The following is a 22,866-nucleotide window of genomic DNA, read 5'->3' as shown; positions in this document are numbered from 1 at the left end:
ACGCCAGGTACGTCGGCGACATCACCTACCTGCCGGTGGGCGACGGCGAGTTTCTGTATCTGGCGACGGTGATCGACTGCTTCTCGCGCCGTCTGGTGGGCTGGTCGATCGCCGACCACATGCGCACCGAGCTGGTCACCGACGCGCTCCGGGCAGCCGCCCGGGTCCGCGGCGGCCTGGCCGGAGCCGTCTTCCACAGCGATCACGGAGCCCAGTACACCTCCCGCGAATTCGCTGGTGTCTGTGCCGAGCTGGGCGTCAGGCAGTCCATGGGGGCGGTCGGCACGAGCGCGGACAACGCACTCGCCGAGTCGTTCAACGCGTCTCTCAAACGTGAGACGCTCCGTGGCGCCCGCCGCTTCGACGGGGTTCGCGCCTGCCGACTGGCCGTCTTCCGCTGGACCACCCGCTACAACACCCGCCGCAGGCACTCACGCCTCGGACAACAGGCACCGATCGCCTACGAACAACAGTCAGCTACCCTGACACTTGCCGCATAACGACACGAACAGGTGTCCACTCTCCGGGGGCAAGGCCCAGGCACCACGAACATCCCGAACAGCTACAACGCAGGCTGGAAAAACGCAGGAGACGGCGCGTTGGACTCCACGGACGAAAGCGCGACAGACCGCGACAACAGGAACGTGTCGTCTTGATCTTGTTATTGGGGTCGTTGCTCAGGGCGGTGACCCGGGCCTGGAGGGTCCCCAGGACGGCGGGACGGCGGTTGGGCTGGTCGCTGGTGAGACGCTGATGCCGTGCGCCTCGAGCAGCCTCCTGATCTTCAGCAGGGTGCGGTGCATGGCGGTCCGGCTGCTGCCAAACAGTACGGCGAGGGGTTTTGCGGCCAGGTTGACGCGCAGGTGGAGCACGGTGGCCAGGACCTGGTCGGGGAAAGCGAGCCGGGGCGGGCAGCCACGTCGGGTATCGCCGTCCGCAGTCAGGGTCTGAGTCAGATCGTCCAGCTGGTGAGGGGATAGTCCGGTCAGGGCGGTGTCGGACATCAGGGCTGGATCCCGTGCCGGCGTCTGCAGGGCTCGGGTGTCGGGATGGCCGGGCTCGGCTGGGGGTGCAGGGCATAGTTCCAATCGCCGTGGAAGGCATGGCGGGTCAGGGGCAGGGCTGCCATCTCCGCGTCGCCGATTGCGACTCCGGTCGGGTAGGTGTTGGTGTCCAGTTCGGCCGTGTGGCGAGATCACCGGCAGGTGATCGACGTGATCGCCTTCACGTACCGCACCGACTGTCCGGGGATGGACAGCCGCGCCCGCGGCCTGGTGACCGCGCTCGGCGTGATCACCAGAGCCTCGCGACATGCCACCCGCTACCTCACAACGAACCAGCGAACGCGCCCTACGCACCGGCGCATGTGACGATCCTGGCGCCTGTGGTGGTCCCTCTGCCCCCTCAGCCCCGATCGACCACCCCAGGCCCGCCCGAGAGGTCACCGGTGAACAGGGCCCTCAGTTCCGCCTCCTCCTCGGCCGTGGGCACCCAGCGGGAGCCCAGAACGTTCTCGTCGAGTTGGGCGGGAATGGTGACACCCGCGATGACACTCGTGACGGTCGGCTGCGCGAGCAGCCATCCGAGGGCCGCGGTTGCCGGAGCGATCCCGCGCTCGCGGGCGAACCTCTCGAACTGGGCCAGCGCAGCCCAGGGCGCCGCTTGCAGCAGGTACCGCTTCAGGTTGGTGATCTTCGCGTCCTCGGGGGCGCGCTCCGCCGAGTACTTGCCTGTGAGCAGCCCGTTCTGGAGCGGGAAATACGGGATGAACCCGAGGCCGTGGTGGCGCAGGGCCGGAATCAGCTCCTCCTCGGGCCTGCGCCACAGAAGGCTGTACTCGTCGGTGGTGGAGATGAACCGGGAGAGCCCCGCCGCCCTGGCGACGTGCTGGGCCTCCACGATCTGCCACGCTGTGAAGTTGGACGCGCCGATGTAGCGGACCTTGCCGGAGCGGACCAGGTCGTCGAGGGCGGAGAGCGTTTCCTCCACGGGGGTGAAGGGATCCGGGAAGTGGATCTGGTAGAGGTCGATGTAGTCGGTGCGCAGTCGGCGCAGGGACTCCTCGACGGCGGCCAGGATGTACTTGCGAGCGCCGGGCAGCCCGTAGGCGGGGCCGCGCTCCTTGTACAGGTTCAGCCCGAACTTGGTGCCGATGACGACCTGTTCGCGGCGGCGGCCGAGGGCGGTGGCGAACAGTTCCTCGCTCTGGCCCGGCCGGTCCCCGTACCCTTCGGCCAGGTCGAAGTAGGTCACTCCCAGATCGATCGCGCGGTCGACGATCGCGGTCACCGTCTCCTGGCCGGCAGCCCGCATGCCGGAGCGGCCGAAGGTGCTGGCGCCGATGCCGATCTCGGACAGCAGCAGTCCTGATGTGCCGAGCCGGCGGTGACCGGTGGGCAGTTGTGTGCTCGCGGGCACAGGTGTCTCCTCAGTGGTGGTCGTCGGTGTCGAGCAGGCCCTGCAGGGTCGAGGCCTCGTACTCGGTGCGGAAGATGCCGCGCCGCTGGAGTTCGGGGACGACGAGGTCGACGAAGAGGTCGGCGGGGCCGCGGTGGTAGGGCGGGAAGAGCTGGACGCCGTCGAGGACTTCCTCCTCCAGGTTCTCCTCCAGCCAGTCGGCGATGGTCCTCGCGTCACCGACGACCGCAGGCTGCTGTTCGTGGCGGGAGCGCTGCACGTGCCGATACAGCTCCCGGAGCGTGGCGTCCTCACCGATCTTGTCGGTGAGGATGTGCCGGAGCAGTTCCCGGTCGTCGGCGGAGTTCCGGGCCCGGTCGGCGATCAGGGGCTTCAGTACGTCGTCGGCGAGCGCGTCCACGTCGACGACGTCCAGGACCCGCTCGTTGTCCCGTACTGCGGACAGGTCGATGCCGAGGGCCTTGGAGAACGCGGCCGGCAGGGCCTCGTCGAGCTGGAAGGCGCTGATCTCGTTGTACTTCGCCCGGGCCTCCCGGGCGGTGCCGGCCAAATAGAAGGTGATCCCAGGGATGATCTTGAACTTGTCGGGGTCACGGCCGTTCGCCGCGACGAGTTCCTTGACCCTGCGGTACTCCTCCTTGCCGCGGCTGATCCCGAAGTACGGGGAGAATCGCAGCTGCCCGAAGTCGGCGCCGTAGCGCAGGGATTCGTCGGAGAGGCCGACCTGCACGATCGGGATGTGACGCTGCACGGGCGGCGGTACGTTGAGGGGGCCGCGCACGTCGAAGTGCTCGCCGTGGAAGTCGATCTGGTGCCAGGAACCGGGCCGGATCAGGGTGCCGCCGGCCTTGTCGTCGAGGAGGAGGTCGTCGTCCCAGCTGTCGTACAGCAGCCGGTTGACGACCGTGGTGAACTCCCGGGCCCGGTCGTACTTGGTCCGCTCGGTCGGCACCGGGTTCTTGCCGTAGTTGCCGATGGGGTCGCCGTCGCGGTCGATGCCGAAGACGACGTTCAGGGCGGTGCGCCCGCCGTTGAAGTTGTCCAGGGTCGCCAACTGGCGTGCCACGGCGTAGGGGTGCTCGAAGGAGGAGTTCACCGACATCACGAAGCCGAGGTTCTTCGTGAGGGCGGCGGCATGGCCCGCGTACACGAAGTTGTCCCAGCGGAACACCCGGTTGAGGCGACCGGGTTCGCTGCCCAGCGCGCTGCCCGCGAACACGTAGTCCAGCAGGCCACGTTCCGCGGTCCGTGCGATGTCGAGGATGACGCTCGGGTCGGTCAGCCCGGCGTTGTTCGCCTCGGGCAGCCGCCAGGCGTCGAGGTCCCAGCCGGTGCCGTACGCGGCGAGGCCGAGGCGCAGCTTGCGTCGCTCGCTCATACGGCGGCCGCCTCCTCACGTTCGGTGGTGAAGCTGTTCGGGGGGATGTCCAGGCCGAAGTGGCCGCGGAAGGTGTCGCTGGTGTACTCGGTGCGGTACACGCCGCGTTCCTGGAGGATCGGGACGACCTCGCCCGCGAACCGCTCCAGCGGTTCCCACAGGTACGGGACGCTGATGTTGAAACCTTCGGCGGCGCCCTGGTCGAACCAGTCGACGAGGGTGTTCGCGACGTGCTCGGCGGTGCCGATGACGAGCGGGAAGTTCCCGGCGATGGCCGCGCCGAGCAGGTCCCGGACGCGTACCCCGCCGTTGTCCACGGCGCGGCCCGTGCGCTCGGTGAGCGCCCGCAGCAGGCCCTGGCCGTAGCCGTTGAACCTGTCGGCGGCGTCCGCGTCGACCGTGCCGTCGATCCCCAGCGGGCGCAGGTCGGTGCCGATCCGCTCGGACAGTGAGCGGACGCTGCGCACGCCCTTGGGCAGGGCGAACGGCGCGCCCGCGACGCGCGCCCACTGCGGGCTCGTCCAGTACGTCTCGTCCTGATCGCCCTCCACGATGTCGTCGTCGTAGGGCAGCAGCGTGTTGAGTTCCTCGTACAGTTCGACCGCCTCGGCCCGGGTGTCTGCGACGAGCGGGGTGATGCCGGGCAGGAAGAAGATCGGGTCGACGCGTCCGCGCAGTCGCTCGGCGCGCCGGCGCACGTCGGTGTTGAAGGCGAAGGACTCCTCGGGGGTGGCCGGGCCGGTGAAGTTGATGTCGGCCCACTTGGCGGTGAGTTCGCGGGACTGTTCGGAGGCGCCCGCGTACAGCAGCGGCAACTGCCCCTGCGGCGGGCGCTCCAGCGGCAGCGTGCCGGCGACCTGGAAGTGCTTGCCCTGCCAGTCGAGCCGGTGGAACTTGCTGTCGTCGATGTAGCGTCCGGCCTTCTTGTCCTGGAGGTAGGCGCCCTCCTCGACGGAGTCCCACAGCCGGCGGATGACGTGGATGAACTCGTCGGCGCGGTCGTAGCGGCTCGCGCCGCCCAGGTCCGGCAGGCTGAAGTTCCGGGCGGCCAGGTCGGAGGCGCCCAGCACCACGTTCCACGCCGCCCGGCCGCCACTGAGGTGGTCCAGGGACGCCGTGAGCCGCGCCAGGATGTACGGCTCGTAGAACGTGGGGTGCGCCGTCACCACCAGCCCGATCTTCGAGGAGTTCAGGGCGAGTTGCGAGGCCAGCGTGAACGGTTCGAGGCGGCCGGTGTTGTGCGTGGTGATCCACTGCTCGGCGGCGAGGTCGCCGGGCAGGGTGTCCCCGAGGAAGAAGAAGTCGAACTTCGCGTCCTCGACGATGCGCAGCGCCCTCGTCGCGTACTCCAGTCCGAAGGCGTCCGCCGTGGGCGCGTCCGGGTGCCGCCAGCCGCCCCAGTGGGTGCCGTTCAGCCAGTGCATGTAGCCCAGATGGAGCTGTCGCTCGGGCATGGTACGTGGGTTTCCTTCCACTCGGGGGGGCGTGTAGGGCCCTTCTGACGGATCTCCGCGGCGTCGCGACGCCCGGCACGCCCTCTCGCCGCACCGGGCGAAAGCCCACGTACAACCAGTACGCGAGCTTCCGCCCGGCACACCGGGAGCACGCACCGGACGCCGCTCCTTCTCCCACGGAGATCCATCAGAAGGGCCCTAGGAGGACAGCGCCGTGCGGGGTGCGGTGGCGCCGGGGATCGACGCGAGGAGTTCGCGGACGTAGTCGGTACGCGGGTCGGTGAGGACCTCGGCGGCGCTGCCGCGTTCGACGATGTGGCCGTGGCGGAGGACGGCGATGTCGTCGGCCACCTCGGCGATCACACCGAGGTCGTGCGAGATGAAGACGTACGTCAGGGACAGCTCTCGCTGGAGGCGGGTGAGCAGGTCGAGGATCTGTCGCTGCACGGTCACGTCGAGCGCGGAGACGGGTTCGTCGAGGACGACGACCTCGGGCCGCGGCGCGAGGGCGCGGGCGATGGCCACGCGCTGGCGCTGGCCGCCGGAGAGTTCGGCCGTGTACCGGTCGGCGAGGGCGGCGGGCAGGCCGGTCGCCTCCAGCAACTCGGCGATGCGCGCGGCGCGTTCGGCCGCGTTGCCCTGGTGGTGGCCCTTGAGGGGTTCGTCGAGGATCGCGCGGACGGTGGAGCGCGGGTTCAGGGACGCGAAGGGGTCCTGGTAGACCATCTGCACGGTGCGGTACAGCTCGGCCTGTCCGGCGCCGCGCCGGTGGTGGACGACCGGCTGCCCGGCGATCTCGACCGTGCCGGTGTCGGCGGGGGTGAGGCCCGCCAGGATGCGGACGAGGGTCGTCTTGCCCGACCCGGACTCGCCGACGATGCCCAGGGTGGTGCCCTTGCGGACGTCGAACGTGGCGTCGGCGACAGCGGTGACGGAGTCCTCGCCGCGCCGGTTCCGGGACCGGAACGTCTTGCCGACCTTGTCGGCCTTGACGACCAGGGGTGCGTCGGCGGGGATCGTACGGGTGTACTCGCGCCGTGTCTCGGCGGCCCGGCGGCCGGAGAAGCCGAGTGAGGAGGAGCGCAGCAGTGCCTCCGTGTACGCGTCCCCGGGGTCACCGATGACGTCGGCGGTGCGTCCGGCGCGTACGACTCGGCCGTCCTTGACCACGGCGATGTCGTCGGCGCGCTCCGCGGCCACTCCCAGGTCGTGGGTGATGAGCAGGATGCCGAGGTCCTCGGTGCGCACCAGGCCGGTGAGCAGGTCGAGGATGGTCTTCTGCACGGTGACGTCGAGGGCGGTGGTGGGTTCGTCGGCGATGAGCAGCCGCGGCCGGGTGCTCATCGCGGCGGCGATCAGCACGCGCTGGCACATGCCGCCCGACAGCTCGTGCGGGTAGCGCCCGTACACGCGCAGCGGGTCGCGCAGTCCGACCTCGGCGAACAGGTCGAGGACGCGTGCGCGGCGTTCGGCGCGGGAGCCGATGCCGTGGGCGCGCAGGGGCTCCGCGGCCTGGACACCGACGGGCAGGAGCGGGTTGAGGCCGAGCAGGGCGTCCTGCGGGATGTAGCCGATCTCCTTGCCGCGCACCGAGCGGTACTGCCGCTCGGACAGCCCGGTGAGGGTCCGGTCGCCGAGGGCGACGGCGCCGCCGGTGACGCGGCCGTTGCCGGCGAGCGTCCCGGTGACGACCCGGCCGAGGGTGGACTTGCCCGAGCCGGACTCGCCGACGACGGCGCGCACCGACCCGGCCGCCACGTCCAGGCTCACGCCTCGGAGGACGGGGGTGGCGGGTCGTCCCGGCAGGGTGAACTCCACGCTGACATCGCGGACTTGCAGCAGCGGGCCGTTGCGGTCAGGCGACGACACGGGTCCTCCCTCGGTTGAACGACCGGCCGATGCGGTACACGGCGAGCACGGTCAGGACGATGACCAGGCCGGGCAGCAGGCTCAGCCACCACTGGACGCCGATGAAGGTGCGCCCCTCGGCCACGAGCAGGCCCCACTCGGGGGTCGGCGGTGGTGCGCCGAGCCCGAGGAAGCTCAGCGCGGCCACGGTGAGGACGGCGGTGCCGATGTCCATCGTCGCCGCGGCGAGCACCGACCGGGACGCGTTCGGCACGACGTGCTTGAACAGCCGCCGCACATAGCCGTGTCCGGCGAACACGGACGCCTCGACGTAGGTGGCGTTGCCCACCTTGAGGACCTCGGAGCGCATCAGACGGGCGAAGCCGGCCGTGCTGTTGATGCCGATGGCGACGGCGATGTTGAGGGTGCCGCGTCCGAGCGCCGAGATGATCGCCAGCGACACGATGAGGCTGGGAACCGCCAGCATGATGTCGACGATCCGCATGACGACGTTGTCGATCCGGCCGCGCAGGGCTCCCGCGACCAGCCCGATCAGGGAGCCGCTGACCAGGCCGATGGCGACGGCGATGACCGCTGCCTGGAGGGACAGCCGGGTGCCGTACACGGTGCGGGTGAACTCGTCGCGGCCGAAGTCGTCGGTGCCGAAGAAGTGGTCGCCGCCGGGCGGGAGGAGCATGGCGGAGGCGTCCTGGCGCAGCGGGTCCCCGGGGGTGAACAGGGCCGGGTGGATCGCGGCGAGCAGGATCACCGCCACCCACAGGTAGGCCACGAGCAGCCCGGGGGTGCGCAGCAGACCGGTCAGCGCGCGGAGGGGCGCGCGGAGGGGCGGGCGGAGGCGTCCGGAGGACGGACGGTCCGGTCGGGCGGGCCCGTCGGGCCGGTCCGGCTTCGCTTCGAGGAGCGTCATGTCATCCCTCCCATCGGATGCGCTTGTCGAGGAGTGGGTAGAGGGCGTCGACGACGAGGTTGACGACCACGAAGATGACGGCGCTGATGGTGACGGCGACGAGGACCAGGGGCATGTCCCGGCCGTCCACCGCGTCGACGACGAGCCGGCCCACGCCGAGCCGGGAGAACACCGTCTCGGTGAGCACCGTGCCGCCGACCATCACGCCGACGGTGGTGCCCAGCGAGGTGACGACGGGCAGCGCGGCGTTCTTCAGGGCGTGCCGGACGACGATGTCGAACCGGCTGAGCCCCCAGTTGCGGGCGGTCTCGATGTACGGGGAGGTGAGCGCGCCGCGCAGGTTGACCGTCAGGAGCTGGGAGATGCTGCCGCCGCCGGCCACCGCCAGGGCGAGAGAGGCGACGAGCAGTCCGGAGAAGCTCGGGTCGCTGACCGCCTTGATCCAGTGGAGCTGGAAGGCGCACACCTGGAGCAGGAGCAGACCGACCAGGAAGGGCGGCAGCGACACCGCGATCGGCGGGAGGGTGATGAGCAGTTCCCGGGCCCACGACCAGTTGACCAGCTCGATCACCACCGACAGCGTGACGCCGAGGACCACCGCGAGGAGCAGGCCGAGCAGGGCCAGCTTCAGTGTCTCGGGGAAGGACTCGAAGTACACGTCGACGGCCGGGCGCCGCTGGTAGATGCTCTCGCCGAAGTCGCCCCGCAGAGCGCCGGTGAGCGCGTCCCAGTACTGCACGTAGACGGGCCGGTCCAGGCCGAGCAGCTCGCGCTGCTCGGCGAGGAGTTGCTTCACATCGCCGCCGTCCGCGCCGGCGGTGAGACCGCCGGCCGCGTCACCGGGCACGATGTACAGGAGGAAGAACGCTCCGGTGAAGGCGCCCCACACCACGATCACGCCGTACAGGAGTCGGAGACCCAGTCGTGCCATCGGGCTACTTCTTCTCGAGCCAGGCGTTGATCAGGTACTGGTCCAGACCCACCGCCTCGATGTCATGGAGGCGGGGCGAGTACGCCCAGATGTCGACGTCGTTGGCGACGGGTATCTCGTAGGCCTGGTCCACGAGGATCTTGGAGGCCTGGTCCACGAGCTGCTGCCGCTTGTCCGGGTCGATGGTCTGGTTCTGCTCCTGGAGCAGCTTGTCGAGTTCGGCGCCGGTCTTGTCGCCGTCGGCGATGAAGCTGCGGTTGGAGCCGGTGGTCCTGCCGTAGTTGGCGCGCAGGACGTCGGGGTCGGGCGTGGAGGCGTACCAGTAGGCGATGTCGTACTCGCCGCTGAGCAGCTTCTCGTTGGCCTCGGCGGCCAGCGGCGGGTCGAGGACCAGTTCGACGCCGAGCTTCTTCCACTGGTCCTGGAGGACCTGCCAGCCCGCGTCGTCCTGCGGGACGCGCAGCGACAGGCGCCGGCCCTGGGCGTCGACCCGGATGCCGTCGGAACCGGTCTTGGTCCAACCGGCCTTCTCAAGCAGCGACTTGGCCTTCTGCGGGTCGTACTTCAGGAGCGAGCTCTGGTCGGAGTAGTACGGGTTGTCCTTGCTGAGCGGGCCGGTCGCGGGTTCGTCGACGCCACCGGAGTCGATCTTCACGAACTCCTCGCGGTCGACGCCGACCTGGAGTGCCTGGCGAACCCGGACGTCCTTGAGGAACTCGGAGGAGGTGTTGAGGGGCAGTTCGGTGCCGGTCGCGGGGTTGAGCGTCTTGGAGATGGTCAGGCCGGCGCTCTCGAACTGGGAGACGTACTTGGCGTTGACCCAGTAGACGAACTGGAGCTCGTCGTCGCCGATGACGGCGCCGTTGCGGACCGAGTCCTCAGGGATGATCTTGTAGACGACGGTGTCGAGGTAGGCCGCCCCCTTGTGGTCGAAGTACTTCGGCGCCCAGTCGTAGTCCTTGCGCTTCTTCAGCACGATGCGCTGGTTGGGCGTGTACTCGTCCAGGTAGTAGGGGCCGGAGCCGTCCAGCCAGTTCTGCCGCTTCTCCACCGGGAGCTTCGCCGTCTTCTCCGAGACGATCCCCACGTACGCCCGGGACAGCGAGGTGAGGAAGGAGGCGTTCGGTTCGGCGAACTCGACGGTTACCTTGTGCTCCGACGGCGTGGTGATCTTGCTGATGCCCTGCACGATGGTCTTGGCGCTGGAGTGGATGCCGGGCCGGTCCAGGCTCTCCAGGTTGGCCTTGACGACCGTCGCGGTGAGCTTGGTGCCGTCGTGGAAGGTGACGTCGTCGCGCAGGTCGAAGGTGTACGTCCGGGCGTCGTCGCTGACCGTCCAGTCGGTGGCCAGCCACGGCTCGACCTTCTTGGTGTCGGGGTTGTAGAAGACCAGCGAGTCGGCGAGCGACCGGGCGACGGTGCGCCACACCTGGTTGACGACAGCGGCGTCGACACCTCCCGGATCGGCGCTCAGGCCGATGTTCAGGGTGCCACCGTAGCGTTCCTTCTCCGGTACGTCGGCCCCGGAACCGCCCTGCCCGGCGCTGCCCGTGCACGCGGCGGTGGCGAGGAGCGACAGAAGGGCGAAGCCGGAGGCCAGCCGGCGCGTCGATCGCGATCTGGACACGGGGTGTCATTCCTCTCGTTCGGCTCAGAGTTGAGCGGGGAGCTGCCGCGCCGCCAGAGGTGTCGTGAGTGATAGCCACACTGGACAAGTGATACGACGTGATATCTGCTGGGTACGGGTCCCTCGTAGCCGATATGTTTGCACGAGGGCGCGATATGTAGCGTGTCAGTAATGTTGCAGTCTCCTGAACGGAGAACCGGCGTGGTGTTCGATAGGAAGTACAGTGACGAAGTCCGCCGCCTCGCGGTCGAACGTGTGCTGCAGAGACGGCGGGACGAGCCGGAGAACCGGTCGATCGTCCGGGAGGTCGCCGAGGAGTACGAGGTGGGCCCTCAGTCCCTGCGCAAGTGGCTGAACCGCTACGACGACGGCAGTTACGACTACGACGACGAATCCGACGATCACGCCCCCGAAGCCGTCGACTCCCCCGCGGCCGGCCGGTACCGAGGGGCGAACCGCACCGAACTCTCCGCGCGGATCAGCGAGTTGGAGCACCGCGTCAGGGTGCTCCAGGAGGACAACCGCTCACTGACCCGGGTGGTGGCGCTACTCGCCGACCAACTGCGGGAGGCGACCACGGCCCACGTGCCCGCCACGGACCCGGCGGGGGAGCACCACGCACGGACCTAGACTCCAGAGGTGAGCGACAAAATAACCGTGACCAGCAACCTCCACGGCCGGACCACCGACGTCCGCGGCCGGTACACCATCGCCGGACCCGGGTTCGAGCTCGTCTCGGACGGTTCGGTGCGCAGCGGAGGCCCGGGCGAGGAGGCGAGCTCCCTCGACCTGCTCGTCGCCTCCCTCGTCTCCTGCGCACTGAACGCGTTCCGCACCGACTTCGTACGCAGCGGCCAGCCCGAGCGGCAGGTCGAGATCTTCGCGCGCATCGAACGCAAGGTCGAGGGCGACTACCTGGGCACCCTCGTCATGGAGTGCTTCATCGACCAGGTCGACCATGTGACACCCGAACAGCTCGTCACCGAGTACAAGAAGCGGTGCCGTATCTACAACGCCCTCAAGGAGAGCCTCCCGGTGGTCTTCGTCCCCCACGCCTCAGGACCCCTGCCATGACCGGACTCATCGACGCGCACACGGCGTACGCCCGGCGCGACGGCCTCGTGTTCGTCGAAGTGGCGCCGTGGCGCGTCATGGCGGAGGGTCCGGACCCGATCACCGGAAGCATCCCCGGTGCCGTCCGCACCTCCGTCCGCGCCGACTTCGCCGGCACCCCCACCGACACCAGCGGGCACCTGCCGCTGCCCGCCCGGGACGCGGTGCACGCCGGGATGCGGGCGCACGGCGTACTCCCGGACGACGACATCGTCGTCCACACCCGCCGCATCGAGGAGTTGTCGTCGGCGGCACGCGCGTGGTTCGTCCTGACCTGGGCGGGGTTCACCTCGGTGCGGGTCCTGGACGGCGGGCTGCCCGCCTGGGTCCGGGCGGGCGGCCCGACCGGAGCACCCCGCGAACCGGGCCGGTCCGCGGCCGTGGTGGACGCGGTGAGCCCGCCACCCACCGGCGAGGGCGGACGACGAGTGCTCGACGCCTCGGACGTCCTGGACATCGCCCGCTACGGAACCCTCCTCGACTCCCGGCCCACCACCTCGTACAACGGCACCGAGGGCGAACCGAGAACCGGCCACGTCCCGCACGCCATCCATGCCCTGTCCAGTGAACTCGTCGCACCCGACGGCCTGTTGCGGCCCGTCCCGGACCTGAGGAGATGGTTCCTGTCCCGCCGGGCGATCGGCGCCCATGAGGTCGGCGCGTACTGCGGCGGCGGTGTGTCCAGCGCCCTCCTCGTCTTCGTGGGCGCGCTGCTGGACCAGCAGGTGGGGCTGTACGTCGACTCGTGGTCGGCGTGGGGGCGGGATCCGTCACTGCCGGTGGAGCAGGGAGCACATCTCACGCGGTCCGGGGCAGTGGATGTGGACTGCGCGTGAGGGAGGACAGGGCCCCGCGGTGTCTGGCGCACGGCCGTCCGTCGGAGGCACTGGAGCCCGCCGTTCACTCACCGTCGACGCTGCACGCCGAAGGCGCCCGAGCCCGGGAACACCAGCGCGAGCACCCCGACTCAGAGTGCCACGCGCTCACCGATGCCCGGCTGCTGCCCAACGACGTGGATCAGGGAGACGGCAGCGCGGCGGCGGCACCGTGCGGTACGTCGTCGAGGCGGTCGTCGACGCTGCCCGCGCCTGCTCCGACGTGGCGCAGGCACTGTGGCCCAGCTCCATGACGCGGCGCAGGTCGCGGCGCGCACCAATCTGCCGGGCAAGTCGCTCACTCCGCAGCGGCCGCAGTACGGCCGCCCGTTCGCAGACTCCAGCAACGAACGCAACGGCGACCCCAGAAGATCATGGCGCACCACGCTGCGGCGCGCACCTGCCGACGCGGCTGCCGCCTCGATGGCCAGCGCCCCGCACACCGGCTGATTCACCAGCACCACACGGCGAGGACGGGCCCCATTCTGCGTCTCGAAGTATCCACCGGACGCGAAGGCGTGGAACGCCTCGATGGCTTCGACGCGATGGGCCGGCAACCGACCACGAGCCGCAGTCAGGCCATCGCATGGGTGCCGAGAACGCACTCCGGGCGGCCGGGCTGGCCTTCGATGTCAGCAGACCGGCACGAGCGCAACGCATCCACCGTGACCAACCACAACCCCCGGCGCTGGAAAGCGGCGTCATCGTCGCGCACCGCCTCACCCGTACAGCAGCCCCCCGATGACCGGACTGTTCTGATCGGCAGCGGCCGTACTCGCCTCGCTGCTCCCGCACGCACACGTGCTCACCTGTAGACCTACGCTCGCACGCATCCTCAACGTCCCTGCACGGTACGACGAACGGAACCTCCATGCCGACCCCCACCCCGCCGAAAACTCCTCATAGCGCGGCCACCGATCGCTACGAACGGCTCACCTTCCGTCGTGCGGGCGCCTCCGGTCTGCAACTGCCGGCCTTTTCCTTCGGTCTGTGGCAGAAGTTCGGCACCGACCACCCCTACGCAACCCAGCGCGACATCGTGCTGCGTGCCTTCGACCTCGGCATCACCCACTTCGACAACGCCAACCGCTACGGACCTCCGCACCGCGCGGCCGAGAAGTTCTTCGGCACGGTCCTGAGCCGGGACCTCGCCGCGTACCGGGACGAACTGATCCTTTCGACCAAGGCCGGCAACCCGATCGGTCCGAGCCCCTACCAGCGCGGTGCCTCCCGAAAGTCACTGCTCACCTCCCTCGACCACAGCCTGCGCGACCTCTGCACTGACCATGTCGACATCTTCTACAGCCACAGTCCCGACCCCGAGACCCCGCTGGAGGAGACGGTCGGCGCTCTGGTCTCCGCGGTAACGTCGGGCAAGGCCCTGTACGTGGGGCTGTCGAACTATCCGCCCGAGCAGGCCCACCGGGCGGCAGAACTCCTGCGGGCCGCCGGCGTGCCACTCCTGGTGCACCAGCCGCGCTACTCCCTCTTCGACCGCCGCCCGGAGCTCAACGGGCTCCTCGACCTGTCGGCACAAGACGGCTTCGGGCTCGTCGTGTACAGCCCGCTGGCCCAGGGACTCCTCACCGACAAATACCTGGGGGCTTCGATCCCGGCCGGGGCCCGCGCGCTGGACAGCGCCTTCCTGTCCCCCGATGCCATCGACGACACCTATCGTGAACGCGCCGGGGCCCTCAACAAGATCGCCCTCGGGCGCGGGCAGTCGCTCGCGCAGCTGGCACTCCAATGGGTGCTGCGGCGGCCTGAGGTGACCAGCGCACTGATAGGCGCCAGTTCGGTCGCCCAACTGGAACACAACACACGGGCACTGGAGTTCCCCGCCTTCACAGAGACGGAACTGCTGCTGATCGACAAGCACGCCGTACACGGGACTGCTCTCAAGCTCTGACTCCCCGGACGTCTGCCGTCCGGACGAGAAAGACGACCTGGACTGCCTGGTAGCCCATCAGCAGGAGATTGCGGGCGGCTCCATAGACCACTATGGGGCAAAGGCGGGCCGTCCTCCCCCTCCGACGAGCAGCTGGCCGAGCTCGCCGCACAGGCAGAGCGGGCCGCCGGCGTGGCGCATGTCCCGCTCGTCGGGCGGATCGCCGCCGGCCCGCCTGTAGTGGCCGACCAGGAGGTCCAGGCTGTCCTGCCGATGCCGCGTGCGGTAGTCGGCCACGGCGACCTGTTCGCGCTCAAACTGGAGAGCCGACAGGTTCGTTTCGGTGCAGTGTGCGAGAGCTGCGGCTGCTCATGCAGGTCGTAGCCGCAGTGAGGCGCTTCACTCGGTCGCGTGAGGTTCTGACGATTCCTCACAGATTCCAGGAGTTCTGTTTCAGTCCGAACCCGGCCAGTGAGGAGACGTGGGTCACACCTCTCCGTGTCACAGGAACGCGGGCCGTCTCGTCTCGGGGGGTGAAGACACCGACGAGCACGGAGGAGCACACGATGGACGCGCGACTCAACTACTTCGCCAGCCCGACCGCCGGGAAGGCCCTCAAGTACTTCATGTCGGCGGGCCGGGAGCTCAAGGAATCACCGCTGTCGGCCACCACGCAGGAACTCGTGGCATTGCGGGTGAGCCAGATCAACGGCTGCGCCGTCTGCCTCGACATGCACACCAAGGAGGCTGCCGCCGCGGGCGAGACCTCGGTGCGGCTGAACCTGGTCTCGGCGTGGCGGGAGGCCACGGTCTTCACCGAGGCCGAGCGTGCCGCGCTGGAGCTGGCGGAGCAGGGGACTCGGGTTGCGGACGCGGCCGACGGCGTCAGCGACGAGGTGTGGGCACGGGCCGCCGAGCACTACGACGAGGAGCAGCTCACCGCGCTGGTAATCCTGATCTCGTTCATGAACACGGTGAACCGGCTGAACGTCATCACCCGGCAGCCGGCCGGGGACTACGAGGTCGGGCAGTTCCACTGAACCGCCGCCGGCCCCGGCCCGAGCCGGGGCCGGCGGCGGTCGTGGGCCGCGGCACGCGGTCACGGTGCGCGAGCGTTGCCCGCCCCGCCCACGCATCAGATGATCTTCGAAGGATGTCTCGCTGGCGCGGATCCGGCCAGACACACGGACTGCAAGAGGGAGACGGCGTGGGCAAGGTCGAGGAGTTCGAGGAGCTGCGGCCTCTGCTGTTCTCGATCGCGTACCGGATTCTGGGCAGCGTGGGCGAGGCGGAGGACGCGGTGCAGGAGACATGGCTGCGCTTCGACTCCTCGCCGACAAGGCCCGTGTCGGTCAAGGCGTTCCTGTCAGCGACAGTAACTCGTATCGCTATCGACGTATTGCGTTCGGCCCGGGTACGGCGGGAGGAGTACGTCGGACCGTGGCTGCCCGAGCCTCTGCTGAAAGATCCGTACGAGGACCCGGCACGCGCGGCGGAGCTGGCCGACTCAGTGTCGATGGCAGCGCTGCTGCTCCTGGAGCGGCTCAGCCCGCTGGAGCGGTCGGTATTCGTGCTCCGGGAGGTGTTCGCCTTCGGCTTCGACGAGATCGCCTCGACGGTGGGGCGCTCGGAGGCAGCATGCCGTCAGTTACTGGTACGAGCGCGTCGCCACATGAACGAGGGACGGCCCCGGTTCGAGGCAGACCACCAGGAGCGACAGGAACTGGCGAAGCGGTTCTTCGAGGCACTGTCGCAGGGGGACGTGGACGGTCTGCAGAGACTGCTGTCCGCCGATGTCCAGCTCGTCGGGGACGGCGGCGGTAAGGCCCCTCAGTTGGCCAGGGCCGTCATCGGCTCCGAGAACGTAGCCAGGCTGCTCGCCACCGTCCACCCGCTGATGACCCGGGTCGACGTCACGTTCGAGCCGCACGAGGTCAACGGCCGGCCCGGCGCCGTCTTCCGCGACCGGGAGGGCAGGGTCCTCCACATCCTCGCCCTCGACGTGCTCGACGGGCAGATCCAGACCATCCGCTCGGTCATCAACCCCGACAAGCTCGGCCACCTCGGGCCTGTCGCCGACGCCTGGGCCGTCGACCAGGAAGTGAAGCAGACCCGCAAGCGGACGCAGTGACCTCAGGACCAGCCTGACAGCACAGGACCGGACGTTCCCGAACAGTTGCAGGCCAGCACCCTTCGGAGACCTGGGCCGCATGACGCTCACCAGTGGGGGCACAGTAACCGGCGAAAGCGCCTGGCCCTCCGGGGTGTTCGATGTCCCCGCCGAGGACACCGCGTCCGAACTCCCGCGTACGTTCAAGCTCGGCCAGCCCGCCGCAGTGTGGACGCGGTCCACCCGAACCGAGACTACGTGGAAGTTCCGTTCGAAGCGGGACGAGAACGTGTACACGCAGGGGATTCCTCTGCTCTTCCCGGGCTACGGCCTGGCGACCGACGGGCTCACGTCCCTTCCGGCGAAGGACGGTCAGACGATCGACCTGAGCGTCACCGGCCACGCCGGCTACACCCCCGGGAAGCTGGCCGCCGCCACGGTCTCCTACTCCTACGATGACGGCGCGACCTGGAACCAGGCCACCACCGCCCAGCGCGGCGGCCACTGGACCGCGATCGTGAACCACGAAGGAACGGACGGCAATCTGGTCACGCTGACGACCGAACTGACCGATACCGACGGCAACTCCGTCGTCCAGACCGTGACCGCCGCGTACGCCGTGCGCTGATCACGCCCTGATCGGTCCCGCCGGGCGTCCCTCTCGCAGGAGGCGCCCGGCGGACCCTTTTCATGGCGCTGGTTGGTCAGACCTTGCGACGGCGGGCAAGAAGGACGACGGCCGCGCCGAGGGCGACGACGAGGGCGCCGGCGATGGCGAGCGGGCCGGCCATGCCCGCGCCGGTCAGGGCGAGGTCACCGGAGGCGTCCGAGGCCGTGTCGGCCGGAGCCGAGGCGTCCTCGGTGGGGCTGCCGGAGGTGCTGGACGCGTTGTCGCCCGAGGATGCCTCGCTGTCCGTTCCGTCCGTTGCGGAAGAGGCGTCCGAGGAGGGGGTGGGGGCGTCGTCGGAGTCGGTCTGCGGCGTGTCGCCGGTCGCGGTGCCCGAGGGGGTGTCGGCCGACTCGCCCGTGGAGGAGTCGTCCGAGGCATCCGGCAGGCAGCCGGTGAAGGGGTAGTGGTGGGTCTCGGCGCTGCCGGTACCGGTGAGGGACCTGGCGATGACCGAGCCGTTGACCGGGCCGCCGCTGCCGAGGTCGAAGGCGGCCTTCGGGGCGAGGATGCTGCCGGGCCAGGCGTTCGGGCTGTTCTTGGCGACGGAGGTCGCCTCGGGGAAGTTCCACAGCAGCTTCGCGCGAATCTGCCCGCCGGAGGCGCTGGAGGTCTTGTCGTCATTCACGTACGTGCCGGTAGCCGCGTCGTACAGACGGAAGGAGCTGGTACCGGCGGTGGCTTGGTCGTAGGAAGTGCCGGTGACGTTGACGATGGTGACGGCGCCGACGGGCACCTTGATGCGGACTTCCTTCGCCTGGACGAGGTCGCTCGCGGGGATCACGAAGGAGTTGCTGTCGGCATCGGTGCCAGTGAGTTGCAGGACGGTGCCCGCGAGCGAGTAGGCGGCGCCGTCGGACTTGGCGCTCAGCCGGTCGGAGACGTTCCGCAGCTTCGCGAACTCGGCCGTGAAGTCGATCGGGGAGGCAGCCTGGGTGACACGGCCCTGGTGCATCTCGATCTTGCCGTCGACGATGCCAGTGTGCAGGGCGTTGCCCTTCATCACGTTGACGGTTCCCTTGATGTCACCGCCGACCACCAGCGCGTTGCCGCCGGGCAGGTCGTTGACCTCGGACGCGGTCAGCTCCTGGCCGACGGAGAAGCCGCCGGTGAAGTCGGCGTTCCCGCCGACTGCGACGGCCCCTTCCGCGTCCGGAGTGTGACGCAGGCTGGTCTCGATGAACTCGCCGTAGCCGTCGGCAACGCCGAAGGGCGATTCGCAGGTGGTGGTCGCGGCCGCCGCGACGGGTGCAGCAAGAACACCGAGGGCGAGGGACCCTCCGAGCGCGGCCGTCAGTGCGAACGACAGCTTCCTGACCGGTATGGGCATGGCAACTCTTTTCACTTGGTGCGTGTTGGTGCTGGGTGGCCGGTGCGATCGCTGCACGGAGGCCGTCTGGCCCGGGCAAATCACCGGTGGCTTGGTCGGGTCCGTTCAGGACCCGGGTGTCGGCGGGACCGTCATTGCCAGTCGGGCCGCGGCGCGCTGACGTCCCGCGGCTGGCGCTCGTAAGGGGCGGGCCGATGGCTCAGCTGTACGGCGATGGACGCCCGCTGCTGGTCGGAGGTGCCGCCGCCCGCGGGGTCTCCGCCGACGAGGATGGGGTCGAACATCACGATGACGGCCGCGAGCACGAGGAAGAGGAAGGGACCGGCGAGCATGGGGACCAGCAGGTCACCGGCGGACTGTCCCGCGCTGTGGCCGCCCGTGGTATGGAGGTGGACACTGACGGCCGCCATGCCGGTGTAGTGCATGCCGGAGACCGCGATGCCCATGACCAGGCTGGCGGCGAGGGAGGGCAGGAAGCCGCGGATGCTGACCGCGGCCCACAGAGCGGCGGTCGCCGCGATGACCGCGATCACCACGGACAGCACCACCAGCGGCACGCTGTAGTGGAGCTCGCCGCGCACTCGCAGGGCCGCCATGCCCAGGTAGTGCATGGCCGCGACCCCCAGGCCGGTGAGTACGCCCGCTGCCAGCAGGACGCGCTTCGTGGCACCTCGGTAGCCGACCATGAATACGCCGAGGCTGACCACGGCGACGGCAACGGCGAGACTGAGCACGGTCAGGGGGACGTCGTACGTGATGGGGGCCTGGTTCACCTGAAAGCCCATCATCGCGATGAAGTGCATCGTCCAGATGCCGACTCCGAGGCAGGCGGCTCCGAGCGCGAGCCAGGCGGCCCGGCCTCTCTGCGCCTGGTGCATCACCGTGCGCGTCACGCAGCGGAGTCCCAGGGACGATCCCAGACAGGCCATCAGGTAAGCCGCCACAGGTGTGACCAGCCCATAGCTGAAGCTGTCGACTGCGCCTGACATGTGCTCGTTTTCTCCTGATCATTCAGTCAACTTCGAGTACCGCTGGGAAAATTACCTCCCCTTTTATGAAGGAGGTGCGGTTACTTAGGGTTATGCACGGAATGTTACTCAAGCGTTAGGGGTCTGCACGGCGTGGGACCGCCCCACACAGCAGGGCTGCGGGCGAGCGGATCGTCATCCGCCGAGGATGGCGACGAACCCGTAGATCGGGCCCCTTTCCGCCGCACCGTCGACGACACAGCGGCAACCGCGTCGGCCTCCACGCCCAAGCGACGTCACCGCCGCTGCTCGTCTCCCAGGATCCGAGACGCGGTCTTAAGCACCTCTGATCCAGTCCTTAAGTGATCCATAAGCGGTACTGCCGCGACGGCGGTGATCCTTTTTCACGCCTCCGGATCGCTACCGTTCTCCGCAGAACACGACCGGGGACCGGGACCACGGCACAGCCGTACGGGCCGAACGCGGCAACCCTCGTACGCGGTGGACGGCAACGCATCGTGAGTGCGGCCGCCCCGTACGCGGCGGCCTGGCCACCAGATCCCAAGGAGACACACTCAATGCCGCATGGGCGATCCACCCTGCTCGCCGGCACGTGTACGGCTCTCCTGCTGAGCGCGCTCGGCTCTCCGGCCAGCGCCGAGGAGCCCGTACCGCTCGGTGTCGTCCGAGGGGCGGGCAGCCCTCACGCCATCGACAACTCGTACATCGTCGTGCTGCCGTGAGGCAACCGGGACTGATCCACTCGGAGACGGCCGTGCCGTGGCTGGGGGAGCGCGACGCTCACTGCGGGAAGTCCACATCGACGGCCAGGACCAGACGTCCGCCGTCGAACACCGTGCTCGGCCGAGCGGCTGTTCTGCCATGTCTATGGCCGGGCGTGGGCGAGAGCGGGCCAGGCGGCGAGGTTGGCCGGCGGGTCGGAGAGCAGTTCGTCCCAGCCGTGCAGGGCCGCCGTGGTGGAGGGCGTGGTGCTCACCGCTGCGGCGTAGGGGGCCGGGGCGGGGCTGGAGGTGAGCTTGTCCAGCAGGGCCCAGGTCTGTTCGGCGTCGGCGGAGGCCGGGGAGAAGTCGGGGTGCGGGCCGTCCAGGTGGGCGATGACGACGGCGGTCCAGTCGGCGGCGCGGTGGATGCCCAGCAGGTCCGGGGCCGGGGCGCCGGGCGGCAGCGCGTCGAGGACGGCGGCCTCGTGGACGTTGGCGGCGGTGAGCGGGTCGTCGTCGGGGGCCGCTTTGACGAAGGCCCGTTTGCCGTCGGCCCGACGGAGAGCGGCGGCGAGCTGGTGGCCGAAGCCGCCTTGGGGAGGACCGTGTCGGTGACGGGTGCGCCGAGGGCGTCTTCGAGGCGGGCGCGCAGGGGCGTGGGGACGTCGGTCCATTGCAGACGGCCGCTGGGGGGCGGTACAGGCATCGGGGCAGCCTCCCTCAGCCGAGATCTGGCTCACCCGTCCACAACCTCCCAGGACAGAACACCTAGGGCCCTTCTGATGGATCTCCGTGGGAGAAGGAGCGGCGTCCGGTGCGTGCTCTCGGTGTGCCGGGCGGAAGCTCGCGTACTGGTTGTACGTGGGCTTTCGCCCGGTGCGGCGAGAGGGCGTGCCGGGCGTCGCGACGCCGCGGAGATCCGTCAAAAGGGCCCTAGGGGCAGGTGGCGTAAATGTCACCGCCGAGGGAGGTCAGGGCCGGCGGCCTCGACCGGTCCTGGATCAGCTGGTGGCGCGGAAGCCGATGACGGCGATGTCGTCGCTCGGTACGTCAGGCAGGGTGAGAACGTCTTCGATCAGGTCGGCCAGGGGCAGGCTACGGGCGTGCGGTGATCCGACGCGGCCGGCGAGCCGTTCGAGGCCGTCCGTGATGTCCGTGCCGGGCACTTCCACCAGCCCGTCCGTGTAGAACAGCAGTGTGTCGCCTGTGCCGAGTTCCGTCGGCCAGTCCCTCCGCGCCAGCCCCGGGGCCACGCACAGCGGAGGGTCGGGTTCGCCGGGAGTGTGCAGGTAGCGGGGCGGGGACGAGGCGGGGATCAGCAGGGGCGGGGGGTGACCGGCGTTGCACAGCACAGCGTGCCATCGCCCCGGCCGGTCTCTGCGCAGGGCGGCGTGGATGATGGTGACCAGCGGGGCGATATCCAGTCCCTGTGCCACTTCGTCCAGGCGGCCCAGGATCTGTGCGGGATCCTCATGCGGGGTGCGGTCGTAGACCATGCCACGCAGCATGTTGTGCAGCCGGCTCATCGCGGTGGCGGCCCTCAGATCGTGGCCGGCGATGTCTCCGATGGTGAGGGTGACCGTGCCGTCGGGCAGCCGGAGTGCGTCGTACCAGTCGCCGCCGATCTCCGCGTAGGAACTCGCGGGCCGGTAGGAGGCCACGATCTCGGCGCCTTCGACCGAGGGAGGCGCGATCAACAGGGACCGCTGGAGTGTCAGCGCCGTGTCGCGGACGTCCTGGTACTCCAGGGTCCTGCAAGGGACCTCCCATCCGGTCCAGCACTTCCTTGAGGAGCTGGAGATCCGTATCGCTGAACGGCGGGTTGCCATGGCAGGTGGCGGCCGCGGCGAGCGCCACGGACTCGCCACCAAGGCGAATCGGGATCAGGGCGACACTGGTGGTCCCCGCCTTCGCCATCCATGCGGCGGAGGCCGCCGAGACCAGCTCACGCGGAGGGCCGCCGGGCGGGAAGGTCAGCATCCTGGTGACACCGTCCGCGATCGCCTTCTGCGCCATCGACCCCAGGAACATCTCCCGCATCGGGGGCAGCGGTGGCAGGCCGGGGGCCAGGGCTGTACGCCCATCGGTGTAACCGGCCCCTGAGCGCTCTCGTGACGGAGACGGGGCGGACCGGTCGAGCCGGAATATGGCGAACGCGTCCACCAGCTCGGGCACCAGGGCGGCCGCAGTCGTCTCGAAAGCCTCGCATATGTCGCGTGCCGTCGGTACCTGGCTCATCGCTGCCAGCAGGCGCTCCCGGGTCCGCAGGTACCACCTCTCTTCCGCGTCGCTGGTGGTGCCGATCCACTCCCGGACGGTCCCGTCCTGGAGCACGGGCACCGCCGTGACCTGTACATGCCGGTAGCGGTGGGTATACCCCAGTTCCTGTACCCGGACAACGATCTCGAAAAGACCGGCGGTCTCGGTCGCGGTCTGCCACGCGTGCTCCAGCCGGGGCAGGTCTTTCGGGTGCACAGTGCTCAGCCAGGTCTCGAGGGACTCCGGGTGCCCGAGCCGGACGGTGGGGTCCGAGGGGCTCCTGGCCAGTACGGTGACGAGGCCTTCGGAAGACATCGCCCACACGAGCTGCCGGGTCGCGGACAGCAGCG

Annotated in this window: 22 protein-coding genes and 1 pseudogene; 11 read left to right on the top strand and 12 right to left on the bottom strand. The window is 69.4% G+C overall.

Features of this window, described 5'->3' with window-relative positions:
- Positions 1–500: IS3 family transposase (locus tag ACFV9M_RS33735; protein WP_385077254.1), on the top strand; the 500-nt coding region annotated here is incomplete at its 5' end.
- Between the two features lie 145 nt (positions 501–645).
- On the opposite strand, the pseudogene ACFV9M_RS33730 reads toward ACFV9M_RS33735, so the two are convergent.
- Positions 646–1,192, bottom strand: a pseudogene (locus ACFV9M_RS33730) (transposase family protein); the annotation flags it as partial.
- A 13-nt stretch (positions 1,193–1,205) separates the two neighbouring features.
- Here ACFV9M_RS33730 and ACFV9M_RS33725 point away from each other — a divergent pair.
- Complete coding sequence (locus ACFV9M_RS33725) at positions 1,206–1,370, top strand: hypothetical protein (RefSeq protein ID WP_385078681.1); 165 nt, start codon at positions 1,206–1,208, stop codon at positions 1,368–1,370.
- A 34-nt stretch (positions 1,371–1,404) separates the two neighbouring features.
- Here the strand turns inward: ACFV9M_RS33725 and ACFV9M_RS33720 are convergent, their stop codons facing one another.
- From ACFV9M_RS33720 to ACFV9M_RS33690, 7 genes are all read right to left on the bottom strand, one after another.
- Positions 1,405–2,418 carry an aldo/keto reductase gene (locus tag ACFV9M_RS33720; protein WP_385078679.1) on the bottom strand — a complete coding sequence of 338 codons (1,014 nt, stop codon included), beginning with the start codon at positions 2,416–2,418 and terminating at the stop codon, positions 1,405–1,407.
- Positions 2,419–2,428: 10 nt separating this feature from the next.
- Positions 2,429–3,796 carry an NtaA/DmoA family FMN-dependent monooxygenase gene (locus ACFV9M_RS33715; protein WP_385078676.1) on the bottom strand — a complete coding sequence of 456 codons (1,368 nt, stop codon included), beginning with the start codon at positions 3,794–3,796 and terminating at the stop codon, positions 2,429–2,431.
- The gene (locus tag ACFV9M_RS33710; protein ID WP_385078674.1) at positions 3,793–5,250 is read right to left on the bottom strand and encodes an NtaA/DmoA family FMN-dependent monooxygenase; all 1,458 of its coding nucleotides are present in this window, start codon (positions 5,248–5,250) and stop codon (positions 3,793–3,795) included. The genes ACFV9M_RS33715 and ACFV9M_RS33710 overlap by 4 nt, the downstream gene beginning before the upstream one ends.
- 198 nt (positions 5,251–5,448) lie before the next feature.
- Positions 5,449–7,119, bottom strand: coding sequence for a dipeptide ABC transporter ATP-binding protein (locus tag ACFV9M_RS33705; protein WP_385078671.1), 1,671 nt, complete (start codon positions 7,117–7,119; stop codon positions 5,449–5,451).
- Positions 7,106–8,026: an ABC transporter permease gene (locus ACFV9M_RS33700; RefSeq protein WP_385078668.1), complete on the bottom strand. Its 921-nt coding sequence runs from the start codon at positions 8,024–8,026 to the stop codon at positions 7,106–7,108. The genes ACFV9M_RS33705 and ACFV9M_RS33700 overlap by 14 nt, the downstream gene beginning before the upstream one ends.
- 1 nt (position 8,027) lies before the next feature.
- Entirely contained in the window at positions 8,028–8,957 is a 930-nt protein-coding gene (locus ACFV9M_RS33695) for an ABC transporter permease (protein WP_385078665.1), read from the bottom strand.
- 4 nt (positions 8,958–8,961) lie between these two features.
- A complete protein-coding gene (locus ACFV9M_RS33690) occupies positions 8,962–10,584 on the bottom strand; it encodes an ABC transporter substrate-binding protein (protein WP_385078662.1) in 1,623 nt (540 codons plus the stop codon).
- Positions 10,585–10,839: 255 nt separating this feature from the next.
- On the opposite strand from ACFV9M_RS33690, the gene ACFV9M_RS33685 reads away from it, so the two are divergent.
- The 8 genes from ACFV9M_RS33685 (at position 10,840) to ACFV9M_RS33650 (ending at position 17,198) form a co-directional block, all read left to right on the top strand.
- Complete coding sequence (locus ACFV9M_RS33685) at positions 10,840–11,214, top strand: hypothetical protein (protein WP_385078659.1); 375 nt, start codon at positions 10,840–10,842, stop codon at positions 11,212–11,214.
- Positions 11,215–11,223: 9 nt separating this feature from the next.
- Positions 11,224–11,658: an OsmC family protein gene (locus ACFV9M_RS33680; protein WP_385078657.1), complete on the top strand. Its 435-nt coding sequence runs from the start codon at positions 11,224–11,226 to the stop codon at positions 11,656–11,658.
- On the top strand, positions 11,655–12,533 hold the full coding sequence (locus ACFV9M_RS33675; protein ID WP_385078655.1) for a sulfurtransferase: 879 nt from the start codon (positions 11,655–11,657) through the stop codon (positions 12,531–12,533). The genes ACFV9M_RS33680 and ACFV9M_RS33675 overlap by 4 nt, the downstream gene beginning before the upstream one ends.
- 276 nt (positions 12,534–12,809) lie before the next feature.
- On the top strand, positions 12,810–13,022 hold the full coding sequence (locus ACFV9M_RS33670; protein WP_385078652.1) for a hypothetical protein: 213 nt from the start codon (positions 12,810–12,812) through the stop codon (positions 13,020–13,022).
- Between the two features lie 421 nt (positions 13,023–13,443).
- Positions 13,444–14,481, top strand: coding sequence for an aldo/keto reductase (locus tag ACFV9M_RS33665; RefSeq protein WP_385078649.1), 1,038 nt, complete (start codon positions 13,444–13,446; stop codon positions 14,479–14,481).
- Positions 14,482–15,026: 545 nt separating this feature from the next.
- Positions 15,027–15,500: a carboxymuconolactone decarboxylase family protein gene (locus ACFV9M_RS33660; RefSeq protein ID WP_100572579.1), complete on the top strand. Its 474-nt coding sequence runs from the start codon at positions 15,027–15,029 to the stop codon at positions 15,498–15,500.
- 167 nt (positions 15,501–15,667) lie between these two features.
- Entirely contained in the window at positions 15,668–16,591 is a 924-nt protein-coding gene (locus ACFV9M_RS33655) for an RNA polymerase sigma-70 factor (protein WP_385072996.1), read from the top strand.
- 79 nt (positions 16,592–16,670) lie between these two features.
- Positions 16,671–17,198 (top strand): hypothetical protein, encoded by a 528-nt coding sequence (locus tag ACFV9M_RS33650; RefSeq protein ID WP_385072998.1) that lies wholly within the window; start codon positions 16,671–16,673, stop codon positions 17,196–17,198.
- A 76-nt stretch (positions 17,199–17,274) separates the two neighbouring features.
- On the opposite strand, the gene ACFV9M_RS33645 is transcribed toward ACFV9M_RS33650, so the two are convergent.
- Positions 17,275–18,567, bottom strand: a complete 1,293-nt coding sequence (locus tag ACFV9M_RS33645) for a choice-of-anchor A family protein (RefSeq protein WP_385073001.1) — start codon at positions 18,565–18,567, stop codon at positions 17,275–17,277.
- A gap of 131 nt (positions 18,568–18,698) precedes the next feature.
- Complete coding sequence (locus ACFV9M_RS33640) at positions 18,699–19,556, bottom strand: MHYT domain-containing protein (protein ID WP_385073004.1); 858 nt, start codon at positions 19,554–19,556, stop codon at positions 18,699–18,701.
- A gap of 557 nt (positions 19,557–20,113) precedes the next feature.
- On the opposite strand from ACFV9M_RS33640, the gene ACFV9M_RS33635 reads away from it, so the two are divergent.
- Complete coding sequence (locus ACFV9M_RS33635) at positions 20,114–20,278, top strand: hypothetical protein (RefSeq protein ID WP_385073006.1); 165 nt, start codon at positions 20,114–20,116, stop codon at positions 20,276–20,278.
- Positions 20,279–20,421: 143 nt separating this feature from the next.
- Here the strand turns inward: ACFV9M_RS33635 and ACFV9M_RS33630 are convergent, their stop codons facing one another.
- Positions 20,422–20,931: a hypothetical protein gene (locus ACFV9M_RS33630; RefSeq protein ID WP_385073008.1), complete on the bottom strand. Its 510-nt coding sequence runs from the start codon at positions 20,929–20,931 to the stop codon at positions 20,422–20,424.
- Between the two features lie 327 nt (positions 20,932–21,258).
- Complete coding sequence (locus tag ACFV9M_RS33625) at positions 21,259–21,954, bottom strand: PP2C family protein-serine/threonine phosphatase (RefSeq protein WP_385073010.1); 696 nt, start codon at positions 21,952–21,954, stop codon at positions 21,259–21,261.
- Between the last annotated feature and the right edge of the window lie 912 nt (positions 21,955–22,866).

The organism is Streptomyces sp. NPDC059895, assembly GCF_042731035.1.
Classification (GTDB): domain Bacteria; phylum Actinomycetota; class Actinomycetes; order Streptomycetales; family Streptomycetaceae; genus Streptomyces.
Note: the sequence above shows the minus strand (reverse complement) of the source record. Positions and strands in the feature narration are given on the sequence as shown.

Excerpts from the sequence above, each read along its gene's own strand:
- ACFV9M_RS33715 (WP_385078676.1), bottom strand. The coding sequence starts at position 3,796 with ATGAGCGAGCGACGCAAGCTGCGCCTCGGCCTCGCCGCGTACGGCACC.
- ACFV9M_RS33710 (WP_385078674.1), bottom strand. The coding sequence starts at position 5,250 with ATGCCCGAGCGACAGCTCCATCTGGGCTACATGCACTGGCTGAACGGC.
- ACFV9M_RS33700 (WP_385078668.1), bottom strand. The coding sequence starts at position 8,026 with ATGACGCTCCTCGAAGCGAAGCCGGACCGGCCCGACGGGCCCGCCCGA.
- ACFV9M_RS33695 (WP_385078665.1), bottom strand. The coding sequence starts at position 8,957 with ATGGCACGACTGGGTCTCCGACTCCTGTACGGCGTGATCGTGGTGTGG.
- ACFV9M_RS33675 (WP_385078655.1), top strand. The coding sequence starts at position 11,655 with ATGACCGGACTCATCGACGCGCACACGGCGTACGCCCGGCGCGACGGC.
- ACFV9M_RS33665 (WP_385078649.1), top strand. The coding sequence starts at position 13,444 with ATGCCGACCCCCACCCCGCCGAAAACTCCTCATAGCGCGGCCACCGAT.
- ACFV9M_RS33660 (WP_100572579.1), top strand. The coding sequence starts at position 15,027 with ATGGACGCGCGACTCAACTACTTCGCCAGCCCGACCGCCGGGAAGGCC.
- ACFV9M_RS33650 (WP_385072998.1), top strand. The coding sequence starts at position 16,671 with ATGACGCTCACCAGTGGGGGCACAGTAACCGGCGAAAGCGCCTGGCCC.
- ACFV9M_RS33645 (WP_385073001.1), bottom strand. The coding sequence starts at position 18,567 with ATGCCCATACCGGTCAGGAAGCTGTCGTTCGCACTGACGGCCGCGCTC.
- ACFV9M_RS33640 (WP_385073004.1), bottom strand. The coding sequence starts at position 19,556 with ATGTCAGGCGCAGTCGACAGCTTCAGCTATGGGCTGGTCACACCTGTG.
- ACFV9M_RS33635 (WP_385073006.1), top strand. The coding sequence starts at position 20,114 with ATGCCGCATGGGCGATCCACCCTGCTCGCCGGCACGTGTACGGCTCTC.
- ACFV9M_RS33630 (WP_385073008.1), bottom strand. The coding sequence starts at position 20,931 with ATGGACCGACGTCCCCACGCCCCTGCGCGCCCGCCTCGAAGACGCCCT.